This is a genomic window from Paramagnetospirillum sp. (assembly GCF_058402745.1).
Map to the genome: position 1 here is coordinate 138,207 of NZ_JBZVFI010000008.1, position 15,730 is coordinate 153,936.

General features: G+C 63.6%; 19 protein-coding genes. 13 read left to right on the forward strand and 6 right to left on the reverse strand.

Annotated features, from left to right (window positions below; all coding sequences use genetic code 11):
• Positions 1-162: 162 nt before the first annotated feature.
• The 4 genes from ACV4UZ_RS06495 to cysC all read right to left on the reverse strand — a co-directional run bounded on the left by ACV4UZ_RS06495 (position 163) and on the right by cysC (position 3,182).
• On the reverse strand, positions 163-552 hold the full coding sequence (locus tag ACV4UZ_RS06495; protein ID WP_491600090.1) for a DUF3024 domain-containing protein: 390 nt from the start codon (positions 550-552) through the stop codon (positions 163-165).
• Between the two features lie 100 nt (positions 553-652).
• Positions 653-1,135, reverse strand: coding sequence for a hypothetical protein (locus ACV4UZ_RS06500; protein WP_491600091.1), 483 nt, complete (start codon positions 1,133-1,135; stop codon positions 653-655).
• A gap of 394 nt (positions 1,136-1,529) precedes the next feature.
• On the reverse strand, positions 1,530-2,540 hold the full coding sequence (locus ACV4UZ_RS06505; RefSeq protein ID WP_491599453.1) for an IS30 family transposase: 1,011 nt from the start codon (positions 2,538-2,540) through the stop codon (positions 1,530-1,532).
• A gap of 30 nt (positions 2,541-2,570) precedes the next feature.
• Positions 2,571-3,182 carry an adenylyl-sulfate kinase gene (cysC, locus tag ACV4UZ_RS06510; protein ID WP_491600092.1) on the reverse strand — a complete coding sequence of 204 codons (612 nt, stop codon included), beginning with the start codon at positions 3,180-3,182 and terminating at the stop codon, positions 2,571-2,573.
• Between cysC and ACV4UZ_RS06515 the strand changes: the two genes are divergently transcribed.
• The 7 genes from ACV4UZ_RS06515 (at position 3,155) to ACV4UZ_RS06545 (ending at position 8,908) form a co-directional block, all read left to right on the forward strand.
• Positions 3,155-4,177: a phage portal protein gene (locus tag ACV4UZ_RS06515; RefSeq protein ID WP_491600093.1), complete on the forward strand. Its 1,023-nt coding sequence runs from the start codon at positions 3,155-3,157 to the stop codon at positions 4,175-4,177. The genes cysC and ACV4UZ_RS06515 overlap by 28 nt on opposite strands.
• Before the next feature lie 52 nt (positions 4,178-4,229).
• On the forward strand, positions 4,230-5,225 hold the full coding sequence (locus tag ACV4UZ_RS06520) for an AbiV family abortive infection protein (protein WP_491600094.1): 996 nt from the start codon (positions 4,230-4,232) through the stop codon (positions 5,223-5,225).
• A 114-nt stretch (positions 5,226-5,339) separates the two neighbouring features.
• Complete coding sequence (locus tag ACV4UZ_RS06525) at positions 5,340-6,551, forward strand: S49 family peptidase (RefSeq protein WP_491600095.1); 1,212 nt, start codon at positions 5,340-5,342, stop codon at positions 6,549-6,551.
• 2 nt (positions 6,552-6,553) lie between these two features.
• Positions 6,554-6,943 carry a head decoration protein gene (locus ACV4UZ_RS06530; protein WP_491600096.1) on the forward strand — a complete coding sequence of 130 codons (390 nt, stop codon included), beginning with the start codon at positions 6,554-6,556 and terminating at the stop codon, positions 6,941-6,943.
• An 8-nt stretch (positions 6,944-6,951) separates the two neighbouring features.
• Positions 6,952-7,974 carry a major capsid protein gene (locus ACV4UZ_RS06535; protein ID WP_491600097.1) on the forward strand — a complete coding sequence of 341 codons (1,023 nt, stop codon included), beginning with the start codon at positions 6,952-6,954 and terminating at the stop codon, positions 7,972-7,974.
• A gap of 2 nt (positions 7,975-7,976) precedes the next feature.
• Positions 7,977-8,273, forward strand: coding sequence for a head-tail joining protein (locus ACV4UZ_RS06540; RefSeq protein WP_491600098.1), 297 nt, complete (start codon positions 7,977-7,979; stop codon positions 8,271-8,273).
• On the forward strand, positions 8,270-8,908 hold the full coding sequence (locus tag ACV4UZ_RS06545) for a DUF6441 family protein (RefSeq protein ID WP_491600099.1): 639 nt from the start codon (positions 8,270-8,272) through the stop codon (positions 8,906-8,908). Before ACV4UZ_RS06540 ends, ACV4UZ_RS06545 begins: the two co-directional genes overlap by 4 nt.
• 7 nt (positions 8,909-8,915) lie before the next feature.
• Here the strand turns inward: ACV4UZ_RS06545 and ACV4UZ_RS06550 are convergent, their stop codons facing one another.
• Together ACV4UZ_RS06550 and ACV4UZ_RS06555 are read right to left on the reverse strand one after the other, a co-directional pair.
• The gene (locus ACV4UZ_RS06550) at positions 8,916-9,644 is read right to left on the reverse strand and encodes an RES family NAD+ phosphorylase (protein ID WP_491600100.1); all 729 of its coding nucleotides are present in this window, start codon (positions 9,642-9,644) and stop codon (positions 8,916-8,918) included.
• Positions 9,604-9,981 carry an antitoxin Xre/MbcA/ParS toxin-binding domain-containing protein gene (locus ACV4UZ_RS06555; protein WP_491600101.1) on the reverse strand — a complete coding sequence of 126 codons (378 nt, stop codon included), beginning with the start codon at positions 9,979-9,981 and terminating at the stop codon, positions 9,604-9,606. Before ACV4UZ_RS06555 ends, ACV4UZ_RS06550 begins: the two co-directional genes overlap by 41 nt.
• Before the next feature lie 96 nt (positions 9,982-10,077).
• Between ACV4UZ_RS06555 and ACV4UZ_RS06560 the strand changes: the two genes are divergently transcribed.
• Genes ACV4UZ_RS06560 through ACV4UZ_RS06585 form a run of 6 tightly spaced genes read left to right on the forward strand, consistent with a single transcriptional unit; the run spans position 10,078 to position 15,727 of the window.
• Positions 10,078-10,506, forward strand: coding sequence for an acyl-CoA transferase (locus ACV4UZ_RS06560; protein WP_491600102.1), 429 nt, complete (start codon positions 10,078-10,080; stop codon positions 10,504-10,506).
• 23 nt (positions 10,507-10,529) lie between these two features.
• Positions 10,530-11,489 carry a phage tail tube protein gene (locus tag ACV4UZ_RS06565; RefSeq protein WP_491600103.1) on the forward strand — a complete coding sequence of 320 codons (960 nt, stop codon included), beginning with the start codon at positions 10,530-10,532 and terminating at the stop codon, positions 11,487-11,489.
• Between the two features lie 2 nt (positions 11,490-11,491).
• Positions 11,492-12,007, forward strand: a complete 516-nt coding sequence (locus tag ACV4UZ_RS06570; RefSeq protein ID WP_491600104.1) for a hypothetical protein — start codon at positions 11,492-11,494, stop codon at positions 12,005-12,007.
• A 26-nt stretch (positions 12,008-12,033) separates the two neighbouring features.
• The gene (locus ACV4UZ_RS06575) at positions 12,034-12,219 is read left to right on the forward strand and encodes a DUF7697 family protein (protein WP_491600105.1); all 186 of its coding nucleotides are present in this window, start codon (positions 12,034-12,036) and stop codon (positions 12,217-12,219) included.
• Positions 12,220-12,223: 4 nt separating this feature from the next.
• Positions 12,224-15,223 (forward strand): tape measure protein, encoded by a 3,000-nt coding sequence (locus ACV4UZ_RS06580; RefSeq protein WP_491600106.1) that lies wholly within the window; start codon positions 12,224-12,226, stop codon positions 15,221-15,223.
• A gap of 24 nt (positions 15,224-15,247) precedes the next feature.
• On the forward strand, positions 15,248-15,727 hold the full coding sequence (locus ACV4UZ_RS06585; protein ID WP_491600107.1) for a hypothetical protein: 480 nt from the start codon (positions 15,248-15,250) through the stop codon (positions 15,725-15,727).
• Positions 15,728-15,730 lie beyond the last annotated feature (3 nt).

Below are 15,730 nucleotides of genomic sequence, written 5' to 3' on the forward strand. Positions count from 1 at the left end.
CGTAGGAAAGGCGACTCACAAGTAACCGCCTCTCAGTAGCACGTAGAATGCGGTCGAATGCACGTTGGTGCAATGACGTATACATGGGTGAAATGCCGAAATGTGGCTTTTCGCTTCGATGAATCAGTTCATCAACATCGAGCCGATGCAGCGTCCATCTGGTCAATTTGGCTGCAACAGCCCCTCGACCTCCATCAGCCGTAAGGCGTCAGCGAGAGATACGCACGCCCGGAAACATAGCCACTGCCCGGTATGGCGGTGCCACATCAGATCAAAGCGATCCCCGCTGATGTGATCGAGGCGGGCGAAGGCGGAATCAAACTCTTCGCCAGCATTGTCGGCAAAGCCCGAACGGTAGCGCTGGATGAAGCTGTACTTGTCGCCGCGCCATTTGCCGGAGATGGCGATGGGATAGTTGAATTCCGTGGGGCGGATCTCGGGCAGAAAACGGGGGATCAACACCTCGGCGATGAACCGCTCGCAGGTGGCCGCGATTGACGCCTTGTCGTCCTTGGTCAACCCCTTGACCCACATGCCGCGCCGTTCCGCCATGGTTCTCTCCTTGCCATCCATTGCGAGAAAGAGGGCGATATCGGAGTTCCGTCTATGCATGGAAGCCAAACTGCAGGATTTCCCTGCCGTAGGCCGGGACTTATCCCTTTTGGAAAAGCCCCGCTTTATATGCGTCCTTGATCACGTCAAAACAGAGCCCAAGCGTCTCTTGGTTTGCATGACGACGGGCCATTTGATAGGCCAGTTCCTTAAGCCTGTCGGTTCCGATATGAGCTTTCAAAATTATCCGCTCAACAGTCAGAATCGATGAAATATCCTGCACAGCATATGAATATTTGTCGTCATGGTATTTGGTGCCAAAGTGGACGATCTTGAACCTCGAAAGGCGGTAGGCGTAAACCCCTGCCAGCTTCCCTTCCGAAACGCCATTTTCTCGGCTACGTCTGTTCAGCAATGCCTGAACGTCAATTTCCGCTTCTTCTAGGGCGAGTCTTAACTCTCGCTCACTATAGCTTACATCGTCATAGTCATAGCCAAAGTGACGACATACCCTCATCAGGGTTTGGGCGAAAGCGGTAATTACGGCTTTTCGGATTGCGGAGAGGTCTTCAGCGTCCGCCATTCTTGAAGGCATCCACTGCGTCAGAAACCTCTGTACCATTCTCAAACGCGGGTCCGCACACCAAAGCGCGTAACTCCGCGACCGAGCGGATACCGTGATTAAGCTTAACTTCTTCCCGGATCGGTGACGGATCACACATCCGCTCAATTGAAGCGTTCAGAGCCGCAGGGCACTCCGCGACCTCTTTTAATGTAGGCATTGCGCCACTTCTCCCGTTCCCAGGCATTTTTTGCCCTTTTGGGAATCACATTTCGCTTCGTGGATAGCACCGGGGCATCCCCGCAGGCAAGGACTATTGCCGCAAGCTGCCCACTGATCCCCTCGCCAAGCCGAAACTGCCCTCGCTTCATAGAAATGCGAAACGCTCAACGTAGTCTCTGAGAACCTGATGGACTCACATTTCAAGTGCAACACCGAGATCGATGGCTTTTCCGAGGAAAGCCTCAAGCGGAGTTCGATATCCGAGGCACTTTCGCGGGGTGAGGTTGTAGTCCATGGCCAGGTCGTCCAGATCGGCCTGGGAAACTGCCGCGAGATCTGTTTTTCGCGGCAGTCCCCGCCGCATTCGCCCGATGGCGTTCTCGACGCCGCCCTTCTGCCAGGGGCTATGGGGATCGCAGAAATAGGTTTTCATGCGAAGCCTTGTCTTCAGGCGGCGATGGGCCGCGAATTCAGAGCCGTTATCGAAGGTGATGGTGCGGCGCTGCTCGGCAGGAAATCGCCGCAGCATGGCGGTCAGGCTGTCGGCGATTGGCTCGGCGGCTTTGCTGAGGTGATGCCGGAGCAGAAGCAGGCGCGAGCTACGTTCGTGCGCCACCAGGACGGCTTGGCGATAGCGGGAGAACAGCATCAGATCGGCTTCCCAGTGGCCGGTCTGGCGCCGGTCGGCGACCTCGGCGGGACGCTCGGCTACCGGCACTCGCTGGGGAATGAAATGCACCGAGCTGCCGCCCTTGCGGCCACGCCAGCCACGCTGAAACTTGGCGCGCGGCAGCAGCCGGTGCAGATAGTCCTTGTGGCTGTTCACGCGCCAGTAGATGTAGCGGTAAATTGACTCGTGGCTGATCACCGGCCTACCTTGCTCAAGCTCGAGCCGCCCGGCGATCTGCTCCGGGGACCATCCCATCGCAAGGCCGTCCAAGGTCAGTTTCCTGAGCGCGCTCGAGCGCTCCAGTTTGTAAAGCTTGCGCCGCCGCCGGGCGCGGGCCTGGATCATCGCCCAATCCACCTTGTAGCCGACTTGGGCGCCACTGTTGCGCTCCAGCTCTCGGCTGATTGTTGACGCCGCCCGGCCCAAGGCCCGGGCAATGGCTCGCCGAGATTTACCGTCTGCATGCAGACGGTAAATCTCGCACCGCTCATCCAGACTGAGCTGATTGTATCGTTGTCCCATCGCAGCACCCATTATAGCGGGTGTTGCACTTCGATCGTGAGCTTAGGCCTTGAGGCTCTCCTGAAAGTTTAACGTACCGGTATCGATCGTCAATTCAGCAGCATTAGGGGCCTCATATGGCGACGATATCCCTGTGAACTCGCTGATCTCTCCGGCTCGTGCCTTCCTGTAAAGATTCTTGGGATCTCGAGCTTCGCAAACATCAATCCCGGCAGAAAGCCATATCTCATGAAACAAGGAGCCTGCAGATCTTCGGATACGGTCACGATCAGACTGATAGGGAGATATCAGAGCGACGATGACAATGATGCCACTCTCGGCCAGCATCCGCGCCATCTCCCCGGCACGACGGACGTTCTCGGCTCGGTCGTCTAGACTGAAACCGAGATCTGCGCATAGACCTTGGCGCAGATTGTCACCGTCGATAACCACGCATTGCCAGTTGCGGTTGAACAAATCCAGTTCCAGCGCCATCGCCAAGGTCGACTTCCCTGAGGCAGAAAGGCCGGTCAGCCACAGAATTCCACCAGTATGGCCGTTGCGCCGCCAGCGTTGGCTGGTCGAGACATTATGTTTGATCGTGGAGATATGACTTCCGCCCGCGTCGGCCCGAGGACGGCCTGGTGGTGCCGCTGCAATTGCAGATGCTGCCATCGGAAATGCTGCCGCTGACCAGGAACGAGACACTGGCCAGCGGTAACGTCGTCCGCCAGGGCATCGAGTTCGACCGCATCGGCCGCCGCGTCGCCTATCACTTCCTGCGCCGCCATCCCGGCGATTGCACCGATCCCGGTTTGGCGGGCGAGACGGTGCGGATTCCTGCCTCCGAGATCATCCACGTCATGGACCCGGTGGATGCCGGGCAGTTGCGCGGCGTGTCCCGCTTCGCCCCAGCCATCGTGAAACTGTTCCTGCTCGACCAGTACGATGACGCCGAACTGGACCGCAAGAAAGTGGCGGCCATGTACGCGCTGTTCGTCACCACCCCCAGCCCTGGCGAAACCTTCGACATCGCCGAGGATGGCGGTTCTGGCGACCGCACCATGGATGTGCAGCCCGGCCAGGTGGTGATGCTGGAACCGGGCGAGCAGATCCAGACCTCGGCCCCCGCCGACGTGGGCGGGTCGTATGAAGCGTTCCAGTACCGCACGCTGTTGCAGATCGCCGCCGCCCTGGGCGTGCCCTACGCCTACCTCAGCAACGACATGCTGAAGGCCAATTACTCAAACTCCCGGCTGGCGCTGCTGGAGTTCCGCCGCCGCATCGACGCCTGGCAGCACGCAATCATGGTGTACCAGCTTTGTCGGGCCGTCTGGCAGCGGTGGATGGACACCGCCGTGATGTCCGGGGCGCTATCCATCAGGGGCTATGAGCCGAACCGGGCCGACTTCATCGCCTGCTCGTGGCTGCCGCCGAAATGGGACTGGGTCGATCCGCTGAAGGACGCCCGCGCCGAGATCGAGCAGATCGAGGCGGGTCTCAAGAGCCGCACCCAGGCCCTGGCCGAGCGCGGCTTTGACGCCGAACAGGTGGATGCGGAGATCGCCGCCGACAAGGCTCGCGAACAGCGGTTGGGGCTGGTGTTTGGAAATACGGTGGTTGCGGGGACTGCCAATACGACCTCTCGGAAGGCTTCGTCCCCGGTTTGATCTTGGTCCTGCAGACTGTAGACTCCCTTGCCGGAATGCTCAGGAGCAGGACATGCCGAACGATGCCGCGCCAACCGAATATGGATTCACCCTTCCGGCGGAATTGGCTGAAAAACTTGAGCATATCGCACGATCTCGATCGGAATTGGATGGCTCCGTGACCGGCGGAGATATCATCCAGGAAGCACTCTCCGACTATCTCGCCCGATCTGAGCGGGAATCCGGCGTTGGCAAGGATGGCAAACCCAAAAGACCGGCTGAGCTGTTTCAGTGCCTCTTTGCAGGGAATGCGGACGTGGCGTTCAAACTCCTATCGGAGGGGATTATCGCCATGCTCGATAACGCAGAGGGACTGATCGAGGACGCAACACTTCTTGCCGACGTGCAGCGGTACGACCGGGCAGACTTCCTGGCCGCGACAGCCACGGAAGAAATGGGAAAAGCATACATCTTATTGGATATGTGCCGCGTTGACCTCGCCCGCCACCAGCATGTTTTGCGGCACCTGTGCAGCTCATTCTATAGCCACGTACTCAAGCACGTCTATTTTGACCTGTCCGCAAATGATTACGCTGGAATCTGGGAGTTGCCGCAGGTTCAGCATTATTTCCGCATTCAGGCCAAGGAATGGTGGCCCGGTGATCTGGAAAGCGGCGAGCCGGACATGCCCCACGACACCTTCTTCCTGCGAGACGCCAACCTTTACGTCGACATCAACACGTATGATGGCGAATGGAGTGGACCAAGCAAGGCGTCAAGGGCGCTGAAATTCGAGGATGCCGTTTTTCGTTCCCCAATCGGCAAGGTACGGGAAAATCTTTGTCATTTCCGCGCGGCACAAGATGCGGGATTGCTGCAGCCGGAAGCACTCCGCCTCTTTAACAACGCCATGAAGCTGCTCCTGGTCAGCGAAAACACCTCGGTAGATCAGCTTCGCGCCACCTACTCGGCAGCGGGTGCAGATATTCAGTCCAAACTCGGGATATCGCTGGAAACCTTCAGGGGCTCCGTACTCCATAACTGGCCATTGTACTGGGTCCGGCGCTAACCCCAACACCCCCCCAAATTTCTGATCGTTTTCGCCGGTCGCGATATCGGGTGCGCCCGTTCGCGCATGCCGGCCATTGACCATTCTCTTCACGAAGAGCCTGAAAGCTGATCCATGCACGATCTGCCCCATCTCGCGGCCCGTCTGTACGGGACGCCGCTGCTGCTCGCCCGCAGCAAACTGGATGTGATCCTGGGTGCTCTGGCTCCACGACTGGCCGGACAGGGCACCTTCCTCGACGCGGATGCCGCCCCCTTCGCCGGAACGGTGGCGACACCTGACGGCATCGCCATCGTGCCGGTGATCGGCACCCTGGTGGCCCGGTCGGGTTATCTGGGCTCGGCAAGCGGCCTGACCGCCTATTCCGACATCGCCGATGCCATTGAGACGGCTGCCACCGATCCCGGTGTCCGGGCCATTCTGCTGGACGTGGATTCCTCGGGCGGCGAGGTGGGTGGCCTGTTCGATCTGGTCGACCACATCCAGGCCATCCGCGCCCAGTGCGGCAAGCCCATTTGGGCGGTGGCCGATGAAGCGGCGCTGTCGGCGGCCTATGCCATCGCCTGCACCGCCGACCGCCTGTACGTCACCCAGACCGGCGAGATCGGCTCCATCGGCGTGGTCGCCGTCCACCGCGACGAATCCGGGGCCGATACCCAGGCTGGGCTGGCCTGGACCTTCGTCCATGCCGGAGCCTGCAAGGTGGACGGCAATCCCCACCAGCCGTTGTCCGACAGCGCCCGCGCCAGTCTCCAGGCCGATGTGGATGCGCTTTATGGCCGGTTCGTCGATCTGGTAGCCCAGTGCCGCAAGAAGCCGCCCGAAACGATCCGTGCCACTGAAGCCGCCGTGTATCGCGGCGATCAGGCGGTGGCGGCCGGGCTGGCGGACAAGGTCGGCACCCTGCGGGTCGCCCTGGCCGACCTGGGCGCCGTTCTGGCCCGCTCCACCATTTCCCATCCCATCGCCGCCCGAAAGGAAGTCCCGATGTCCGAACACCAGGGGGATGTCCCCGTCACGGCTGCCGTGCCGCAGCCGCAGGTGCCCACCGCCGATCTGGAACAGCGCCTGCGGGCCGAATATGCCGAAATCAGCGCCATCGCCGACCAGGCCGCCCGGTTGGGCGTGACCATCGACCCGGCAGAAGCCATGGCCAAGGGCATCCGCCCGGAAGCCCTGCGCCGCACCGTGCTGGATCAACTGGCCGAGCGTTCCGATGCCGCCGATTTGGTGGCGGCTGCCCCGGCGGGGGCCACGCCCAAGGCCGAAACCGAAAGCCCCATCGTTCGGCGTGCCCGTGAAGCCGCCAGCCGTCGCGGAGGTTGACCATGCCCGTCCTCGTTGCCTCGCCCACCCTGGGCGATCTGCTGAAGTTCGAACTGAACGCCAGCTACACCCGCGAAACCGTGACGCTGAAAGCGGGCACGTCCTATCCCCTGGGTTCGGTGCTGGGCCGCATCACCGCCAGCGGTGAATACCGCCTGTCGCCCGCCGCCGAGGTGGTCGGGGACGAAGGCGCCGAGACTGCCGTCGCCGTGCTGCTGCAGGCCGTCGATGCCACCGATGCCGCCGTCACCGGCCTGATCGCCGCCCGTGGCCCGGTCATCCTGGCCGAAGGTGCCCTGGCCTTCGATGCCTCGGTCGATCAGCCCGCCGAACGAGCCGCCAAGCTGACCCAACTCGCCGTACTGGGCCTCGTCGCCCGCACCACCGTCTGAGGTTCTCCATGAACGCCATCATCAACCCCTTCGACGCGGGCGGCTATTCGCTCGCCGAAATGACCCAGGCCATCAACCTGCTGCCCAACCTCTACACCCGGCTGGGCCAGATGGGGCTGTTCCGCTTCGAGGGCGTCACCCAGCGCAGCGTCATCATCGAACAGGCCGAGGGAATCCTCAACCTGCTGCCCACCGTGCCGCTGGGCGGCCCGGCCACCGTCGCCAACCGCGACAGCCGCGCCATGCGCTCCTTCACGGTGCCGTGGATTCCCCATGACGATTCCATCACGCCCCAGGACGTCCAGGGTGTGCGCGGATTCGGCGTCGCCGATGCCGCCGATCCTCTCGCCACGGTGATGGAGCGCAAGCTGACCCGCATGCGGAGCAAGCACGCCCAGACCCGTGAATTCATGGAGGTGAACGCGCTGAAGGGCATCGTCCGCGATGGCGGCGGGTCTACCCTGTACGACTACTTCAGCGAGTTCGGCCTGAGCCGCCAGCAGGTGGATTTCGCCCTCGGCACCGCCACCACCAACGTCCAGGCCAAGATCCGCGACGTGTTGCGCAAGGTGGAGACCGAACTGAAGGGCGAGACCATGACCAGCGTGCTGGCCTTGGTTTCCCCGGAATTCTTCGACAAGCTGATCGGCCATGCCAAGGTCGAGCAGGCATACCAGTACTATTCCTCGACCGGCGCCCAACCGCTCAGGGAAGACGTGCGCCGCCGCTTCCCCTTCGCCGGCATGGTGTTCGAGGAATACAGCGCCACCGTCACCCTTTCCACCGGCCAGACCGAAACCCTGATCCCGGCGGGCGAAGGCATCGCCTTTCCGCTGGGCACCATGGACACCTTTGTCACCTATGGCGCCCCCGCCAATTTGATCGAGACGGTCAACACCCTGGGCGTGCCCATGTATGCCCGGCAACTGGCCCGCCAGGACGGTAGCGCCATCGAAGTCAAGACCGAGGCGTCCATCCTGCCGGTCAACAAGCGGCCGCGTCTGGCGGTGCGTCTGTTCTCGGGCAACTGAGCGTGACCGCCTTTGCCGACGCCCTCGACGACCTGTTCGCCGATCCGAACCTGGCCGTCACGGTGACGTATCAGGGCCAGGCTATCCGCGCCTTGGTGCGGCGCCCCGACCGCGATCTCGACTTCGCCGACATCACCATTCACACGGCGACGGCTTTGTTCGAGATCCGGCGGCGGGATATTCCTGAACCCCAGGCCGGGCACATCATCCTCCATGACGGCGACAGTTTCGTCGTTCAGGGCGAACCCCGCCTGGATGCCGAACGGCTGATCTGGACCCTGGACACGAGTCCGGCATGAAACTGGCGGCGGCCATATCCGGCGATCTGCGCAAGATCATGGCCGAGGAGGTCAAGGCCGCCGAGGATGCCGTCACCGCCGCAATGCGTCAGGCCGCCGATGGGTTGAAGGCGGATCTCCGCCGTCAGGTTACCGAGGCGGGCATGGGCCAGCGTCTCGCCAACACCTGGCGGGCCGAGCTGTATCCCAAGGGCCGGAAAAGCATCAAGGCGGCGGGCTTCGTCTTCACCAAGGCCCCCACCATCATCCGGGCTTTTGACCAGGGTGCGGTGATCAAGTCCAGGCACGGTTTTTGGCTGGCGATCCCCACGCCCGCCGCCGGCACCGGTGCCCGAGGCAAGCGCATGACGCCCGGCCTCTGGGAACAGATACATGGTGCCCGGCTGCGGTTCATCTATCGCCGCGGCACTCCCTCGCTGCTGGTGGCAGAGAACATGCGGGCACGCACCGGCAAGCGGGGCGGCTTCGCCAAGGGCAGTGCCTCGGCGCTGCGCACCGGGCGCGGGCTGGCCACCGTGGTGATGTTCATCCTGGTGCCGCAGGTGAGTTTGAAAAAACGCCTGGATGTGGATGCCGCCGCCGAGCGATGGGCTGACGCCCTGCCGGGGTTGATCGTGGGCAACTGGCGGAAATAGGACGTGATTACGATCCGAACGTCTGCGTGTCGAATTCGAACGATGCCTTCCGCAGCACATCGTCACGTTGCCATATAACCCGTTCCTTATTCACCGACAGCCACCATGTCTGCGCGTTCTGAGGCTGGCTCACGGCAAAAGCGGTCGGAAACAGCACCGCCGCGCATCCGCCGTGGTTGGGAGCACGAACCGATTCATAGCGGATAGCCCCAATCTCGACCTCTCTGGCCAACCGGGCAATTTCCTGTGTCGCCGTGTAATCGGATGGGGCCACCCATCTGTCTCGCCATTCCGAAAATGGGGCGGCGCGAAGGTCGATGGTCAGGGTATCGATTTCAGCCTGGAAAAGCGTTTGCGGCTTGGGGGCGATGGCTTCCAACGCCGGGCTTTCCATCAAGAAACACCAGCGCCAGTAGCCAAGCTCGGCACATGCGGTTTCGATTTCGTCCGCGCCATAGAATACCCCAGGGTCAAGCGGTCCCCGGAAACGCGATCCGCTGGGCAACGGTGGATAGCGGAACGGCGTGAACAGCAGCCAATGCAGACCATTCGCACTGGCCGGAGCCGGGGGCTTCGATCCCTCCAGCAACTGTTCCAGCAAATCCTGTTCCTCCAGGGTGTCGACCAACACCATGGTGGAAACGGCGTGCTGTACCTCGACAGCCCGCCACAGATTGAAGCGGAGAGATACCGCCTCAGATGCGACCGCGGTAGGCGTCCAGATAGTGGATGACACGGATCAGTCCTTCGGCAGAGCGGACAAGTTCGGCAGGGCGGCCGTTCAGGGCAAGGTTTTCACCATCCAGCCACTGTTTCGCCTGTTCGTCATGACCGAGGATCGCATCCAGCGACCGGAACATCCGCACGAACAGTAACGAAAGCTCCCATTCCTTCTTTCGGCTTGGGTCAAGGACGTAGCCCCCGGACCAGAGCCGCGATGCCGTGGATGTGCTGATCCCAATGATCTCCGCCAGGGCGGCCTGGCTGAAATGCAACAACCCGGCAGCCCGAACCACCGCCTTTGACAAGGTCGATCCTGCGTCAGCTGCGGCGGCCAATCGAGTACGTGCCATGACGCCCTCCAATGTTTCCAGAGAAACAATGCGCTCAATAAATTGCCGTGGCAATCAAATGTGTGGGGTGCCAGCGAACAATCATGGGGAGGCTCCATGCCGTCCATCCGCGAACAGATCCTTGCCGCCCTGCTGGTGCGGCTGGAGGCCGTGCCCGATGCCACGGCCAAGCGGGAAGCGACGCTGCCCGAGACGGTTCCCTTCGGTGGGCTGATCATCCTACGCGACGGAGATCCCGGTGATCCCGAAGTGGTGTTGTCGCCAGTCTCCTACCTATGGGAACACCAGACCGAGATCGAGGTCATCCTCCAGCGCGGCCAGGGTGACGACAGCGCCGCCCTCGACACCTTGCTGATGGCGGTGGGCGCGGCCTTGTCCACCGATCGCTCCCTCGGCGGTCTGGCGGAATGGCTGGACTGGGGCGCCCCCAAGACCTCCGGCCTCGCCATCGACGGCGCCGCCTCTTTGCGCGGCGCCACGGTGCCGGTCACCATCCATTACGCCAGCGACGACCCGCTGGGCTGATCCTTTCCAATCGGAGCTTTGACATGGGCAAGACGCGCGCTTACGGCGCCGATTGCATGCTGCTGGCTGCCTTCGAGGCGAGCTACGGCACGCTTCCGGCCGACGGCTACACCCGGCTGTCGTTCAAGGAGTGCAGCCTGGGGGCCGAGCGTCCGCTGGGTTACGACCCGCTGCTGGGCCAGGGGCGCGATGCCCAGGACCCCTTCTATGAGGCGATCAAGGACGAGGGCGATATCGGCGTGCCGCTGGATGTGCGGGCGCTGGGCTTCTGGCTGAAGGGCCTGTTCGGCGCGCCCGCCACCGCCGATAACAGTGACGGCACCTTCGACCATGTTTTCACCTCGGGCGGCACGCTGCCCAGCCTCGCCATCGAGATCGGTCATACCCAACTGGCGGTGCCGAAATTCTTCCGCCACGGCGGGGCCAAGCTGGACAAGCTGTCCTTCGACATGGCCCGCTCCGGCGCGGCCAATGCCAGCATCGGGGTAATCGCCCAGGGCGAGACCGAAGCCGCCGCCACTATCGATGCCACCCCGGCAACCTTCGCCCTGAAGCGGTTCAACCAGGGTAGCGGCACCATCCGGGTCGGCGGCGGGCAACTGGCCAATGTGGTGGGCGGCAAACTGTCGTTTTCCAACAATCTGGAACGGGTCGAGACCATCCGTGCCGACGGCCTGATCGACGGCGTGGATGAGACCGAGGCCACCGCCGAGGGTTCGGTGGACATCCGCTTCGGCACCGACACCACACTGACCGCCGCCATCGCCGCCGAGAGCCCGGTGGAGATGGAATACGGCTTCACCATCCCCGGTTCGGCCTTTGCCCTGACCTTCCATCTGCCCCGCGTCTTCCTGCCCAAGAAGAAGCAGGAGATCAAAGGCCCCGGCGGTATCCAGGCCAGCTACGACTGGCGGGCGGCCCGCGACCCGGTGGCCGGGTATCTGCTGCGCGTCACCCTGGTCAACGATGTGGCGGGGTACTGACCATGATCCGCCTGACCATTCCCAAGGAACCCTACTGGATTGATCTGCCCCATGGCGTGCGGGTGTTCGTCCGTCCCCTGACCACGGCGGTGTACGAGGCCGCACGCGCCAGGGGCTGGCGCATGGCCCGCGCCATCGCCGCCGAGCATGCCGATCTCAAGGCTGCCGGGGCCGATATCACCGGTCTGCCGGATCTGTCCGACGAGGACGCACTGGCCGGGCTGTCTCAGATGCTGTTCGCCCAGGGTCTGGCCCGCTCGGCCATCACCAAGTGGGACGGCGTGCTGGACGGCGATGACCAGCCCGCCGAGATCACCGATGCCGCCATCGCCGAGCTGATGCAGTTGCCCCGCATGGCGGAGGGCTTCGTCGTCCAATACACCGAAACTCATGAAGCGGTGATCGCCGAGGGAAACGTCTCCAGGCCCGCGCCGAATGGCACTTCGGCGGCGGGCCGGAATACTGCCGAGGCTGCGGCGGAAACTGCGACTGCCCCTACGACCACAACGCTCCCCTGACCGAAGCGGGCTGGCAGGCTTGGGAATTGCTGACCGGCAATTTCGGCACCATCCGCCTCAGCCCCCGTGGCGGCATCACCGGCCTCGACCTTCCGGCCCTGCTGATCCAGGCCCAGGCGCTGGGTTACGACCAGCCTTTGCTGGCGCGGCTGCTGCCTTTCGCCGAGCGGGGAATGGTGGCCGGTGCCGCCAAGGTTCAAACCGAGACCTGATCCCATGGCCACCAAATCCGTCTCCATCCGCCTGTCCCTCCAGGACGGCGAAACCGTCCGCCGTGCCCTGCTGAAACTGGGCGAGGACGGCCAAAAGGCGTTGGCGCGGATCGAAGAGGCGGCGCAACCGGCTTCACGATCACTGCTGGCCATCAATGCCGCCAGCCAGGACATCCAGGGCGGCATGGCGGCTTTCGCCTCGCGCCTCGGCCCCATCGGTTCGGTGATGATGGCGCTGGGACCAGCCGGATTGGCGGCGGGCGCGGCTATCGGCCTGTTCGGCAAGGCCATGGTGGATTCCACCATCAAGGTGGAAAGCCTGGAGGCCCGGCTGAAGGGGCTGGTGGGCGCCGCGGCCCTGACCGAAACCACCACCTATCTCTACGCCCAAGCGCAGAAGACCGGCACCGCCTTGGAAACGGTGATCGGGGCCTATTCCCGGCTGGCGGCGTTGCAGAAGGCAGGGATCATCACCACGGGCGAATCTCGCGCCCTGCTGGAGGGCTTCCAGTCCACCGCCATTGCGCTGGGGGCGTCGTCCGAGCAGCTGGAGCAATCCCTGTTCGGTCTGGCGCAGGGGCTGTCGTCGGGCACGTTGCGGGCGGAGGAACTGAACCAGATCGTCGAGCCGATGCCGGGCCTGCTGCAGGCCCTGGATCGTGCCGCCGGGTTGCCCTCGGGCGGGTTCCGCCAGATGGTGACCCAGGGCAAGGTCACGGCGGATTTCTTCCGCGACACCTTGATCAAGGCTCTCCGGGGCTTTGATGCCGCGGCCCTGGAGAGTGCCGACACCGCCGAGCGGGCTTTCACCCGCATGGCCAACGCCTGGCAGGGCTTCACCAATGCTCCCTGGCTGCGCGGCATCCTGTCGGGTGGCGCCAATGCCGGATCGGCGGCGCTGGAATCGCTGACGCCGGGGGACAATTCCCTCAAAACCCGCCTGGCCGCCCTGGACAAGCGCATCGCCACCCTTGGTGGCGAGCAGGCGCTCGATAAGCCTTTGCCGGCCGGCACCCATTCGGTGGTGGTGCAGGCGTTAAAGCAGGAAAACGAGGAACTGCGCCGTCTGCTGGCGGAGCGCCAGGTCATTTCCGACGATCTCGACGAGATCACCCGCAAGCGGGCGGGCATGGAAGCCCATGCCAAGATGCAGCGGGATCAGATCCGCGCCGAACAGCGCGAGCCCACCTATGTGGAGAAACTGGCCGACCTGAAGTTTGAGGTGGAATGGCAGGAAAAGCTCAATGCCGCCCGCGCCGCCGGCAATGCCGAATTCGCCCGCGCCAAGGCCCAGTACGACGCCGCCAAAGGATTCAAGCAGCTTGAAAAGGAACTGTTCCAGCAAGGTGGCGTCTATCGCACCCCGGCCAAGGAACAGGAAATCCGCGGGCTTCTGGCCCGCGAAGCCACCGCCAAGGGAGCGGGCGAAATGTCCGCCCAGGCTCAGGCCGAGGTTCTGGGCCTCGACATCCAGGCCCGTGGCCAGGAGCGCCTCGCCCAAGCCGCCCGCGACGGTGGCCGTGCCCAGATCGACGCCGCCCGTGCCGCCAAGGTGCTGGAATTCGCTTTCAAGAACGGCGGTGTCGCCGTCGCCGCCTATGACCAGGCGCTTCGCCGGATCGACGACGCCAAGCTGCTGGAGCAGAAGAACGGCCTGATCCGCTCGCTGGAGCAGGAATCCGCCGCCAATGACCGCCTGGCCGAGGCCGCAAAGGGCTCGGTGGCCGACATCATTCTGGCGGAACGGACCAACTGGCTGGCCGAGCAGGCGGCCAAGGGTCTGACCGACGCCAATGGCGAACTGGCTCAGTCCTATGCCCAGGTGCAGAAGTCCCGCGCCAACAGCGAAGCGGCTCGTGCCGTCGCCGATCTGGAGCGCGAGATCGACGCCCAAATGCGACTGGCCGAGGCTTTGCGCAGCGGCGACCGCAATCGTGCCCGCGACGTGACCATCGACACCGACGTGGCCAAGTTCGCCCGCAGCCATAAGCTGGCCGAGGACGATCCCCAGGCGGGCGAGTATCGGGCCGCCCGATCCCGCCAATATGCCGAGGCGGTCAAGGACGAGGCTCAGCAGACCAATCTGGCCTATGACGCCACTCTGCGCTTCAAAGACGAACTGGCCAAGCTCAACGAGCAGCGGGCCAGCGGGGCCTTGTCGGAGGAAGCCTATACTCGCCGCTATCGGGAATTGGAGCAGGACAAACTGGCCGCCAGCCGCGACTGGCAGGATGGCGCCATCCGTGCCGCCCGCGCCTATGCCGACGAAGCCAGCAATGCAGCTGCCTCTGCCGAGCGGGCCATGTCTGGGGCGCTGCGGGCCAGCGAGGATGCTTTCGTCAAATGGGCCACCACCGGCAAGCTGGCCGGGCAGGATCTATTCAACAGTCTGGCCGAAGAGGCACTGCGCGCCGCCTGGCGTATGGCGGTGGTCACACCGTTCTTCGGCGGGGCCGAAGGCGGCTTGTTTGGCAGCTTACTCACCGGCATCGGCAGCTATTTTGCCGGTGGTTCCGGCGCGGTGCAGGTCTATGACAATGCCTCCAATGTCGGGCCGTTGATGTCCGAGGCTCCGGTCGGCGGCTTTCATGCCGGCGGCATGGTGGGTGGAAAGCCGACCTTTAGCCGCCGGGTCGATCCCACCTTGTGGTCTGGGGCGCCGCGTTATCATGCTGGCGGCATCCTGCGGGGTGAGCGGCCCATCATCGCCCAGGACGGCGAAGGCATCTTCACGCCCCGGCAGATGAACAATGCCGACCGTCTGCTGGGCGCGGCCTTGTCCCGTCCCGATGCCGCCAAAGTGCAGATCACCGTCCACAACAATGCCGCTAATGCCGAAGCCAAGGCGCAATGGAGCCAAGGCGGAGATGGCCGCATCCAGATCGACATCTTCGTCGAGGAAATCGAGGGACGGATCAGCCGCCGCCTCTCCCGCGGCGAAGGCATGGCCCCGGTGCTGGAACACCGCTATGGCCTCAACCCGGCCGCCGGAAGCTATCGATGAACCAAGAGGCGAGGAGCGGTGGAAATGACGACCACATGGCCCGCCACCTTGCCCCTGCCGTCCATCCAGGGCTACGGCATCCGCCCGGGCGAAGCGATCCTGCGTACCGAGATGGAGGCAGGACCGGCGCGGCAACGGCGGCGCTTCACCCAAGTGCCGTCACGCCTGTCCGTGCGCTGGCGGATGAAGCCGGAACAGTTCGCCCTGTTCGAGGCCTGGTATCGCTGGCACGCCCAGGAAGGCGGAGCCTGGTTCGCGATCGACCTGCTGGGCGGCATCGGGCTCACCACCCACGAGGCCCGTTTCACCCGCCAGTTCGAAGCCAAGCCGGCGAACCGTGTCCTGTGGGAAATCACCTCGGAACTGGAAATCCGCGAGCGGCCGACGCTGACTCCGGACGCCCTGGCCATCGCCCTTGAGTCCGACATGGCGGCGCTGTCAGCCACCATCGACCGGCTGCATGGACTGGTCCACATCAGCCTTCCCGGCCCCCTCTCCTGGTAGGAG

Bases quoted from the DNA above. Each gene is read 5' to 3' on its own strand.
- ACV4UZ_RS06495 (WP_491600090.1), bottom strand. From the start codon at position 552: ATGGCGGAACGGCGCGGCATGTGGGTCAAGGGGTTGACCAAGGACGAC.
- ACV4UZ_RS06500 (WP_491600091.1), bottom strand. From the start codon at position 1,135: ATGGCGGACGCTGAAGACCTCTCCGCAATCCGAAAAGCCGTAATTACC.
- ACV4UZ_RS06505 (WP_491599453.1), bottom strand. From the start codon at position 2,540: ATGGGTGCTGCGATGGGACAACGATACAATCAGCTCAGTCTGGATGAG.
- cysC (WP_491600092.1), bottom strand. From the start codon at position 3,182: ATGGCAGCATCTGCAATTGCAGCGGCACCACCAGGCCGTCCTCGGGCC.
- ACV4UZ_RS06520 (WP_491600094.1), top strand. From the start codon at position 4,230: ATGCCGAACGATGCCGCGCCAACCGAATATGGATTCACCCTTCCGGCG.
- ACV4UZ_RS06525 (WP_491600095.1), top strand. From the start codon at position 5,340: ATGCACGATCTGCCCCATCTCGCGGCCCGTCTGTACGGGACGCCGCTG.
- ACV4UZ_RS06530 (WP_491600096.1), top strand. From the start codon at position 6,554: ATGCCCGTCCTCGTTGCCTCGCCCACCCTGGGCGATCTGCTGAAGTTC.
- ACV4UZ_RS06535 (WP_491600097.1), top strand. From the start codon at position 6,952: ATGAACGCCATCATCAACCCCTTCGACGCGGGCGGCTATTCGCTCGCC.
- ACV4UZ_RS06545 (WP_491600099.1), top strand. From the start codon at position 8,270: ATGAAACTGGCGGCGGCCATATCCGGCGATCTGCGCAAGATCATGGCC.
- ACV4UZ_RS06555 (WP_491600101.1), bottom strand. From the start codon at position 9,981: ATGGCACGTACTCGATTGGCCGCCGCAGCTGACGCAGGATCGACCTTG.
- ACV4UZ_RS06560 (WP_491600102.1), top strand. From the start codon at position 10,078: ATGCCGTCCATCCGCGAACAGATCCTTGCCGCCCTGCTGGTGCGGCTG.
- ACV4UZ_RS06565 (WP_491600103.1), top strand. From the start codon at position 10,530: ATGGGCAAGACGCGCGCTTACGGCGCCGATTGCATGCTGCTGGCTGCC.
- ACV4UZ_RS06570 (WP_491600104.1), top strand. From the start codon at position 11,492: ATGATCCGCCTGACCATTCCCAAGGAACCCTACTGGATTGATCTGCCC.
- ACV4UZ_RS06580 (WP_491600106.1), top strand. From the start codon at position 12,224: ATGGCCACCAAATCCGTCTCCATCCGCCTGTCCCTCCAGGACGGCGAA.
- ACV4UZ_RS06585 (WP_491600107.1), top strand. From the start codon at position 15,248: ATGACGACCACATGGCCCGCCACCTTGCCCCTGCCGTCCATCCAGGGC.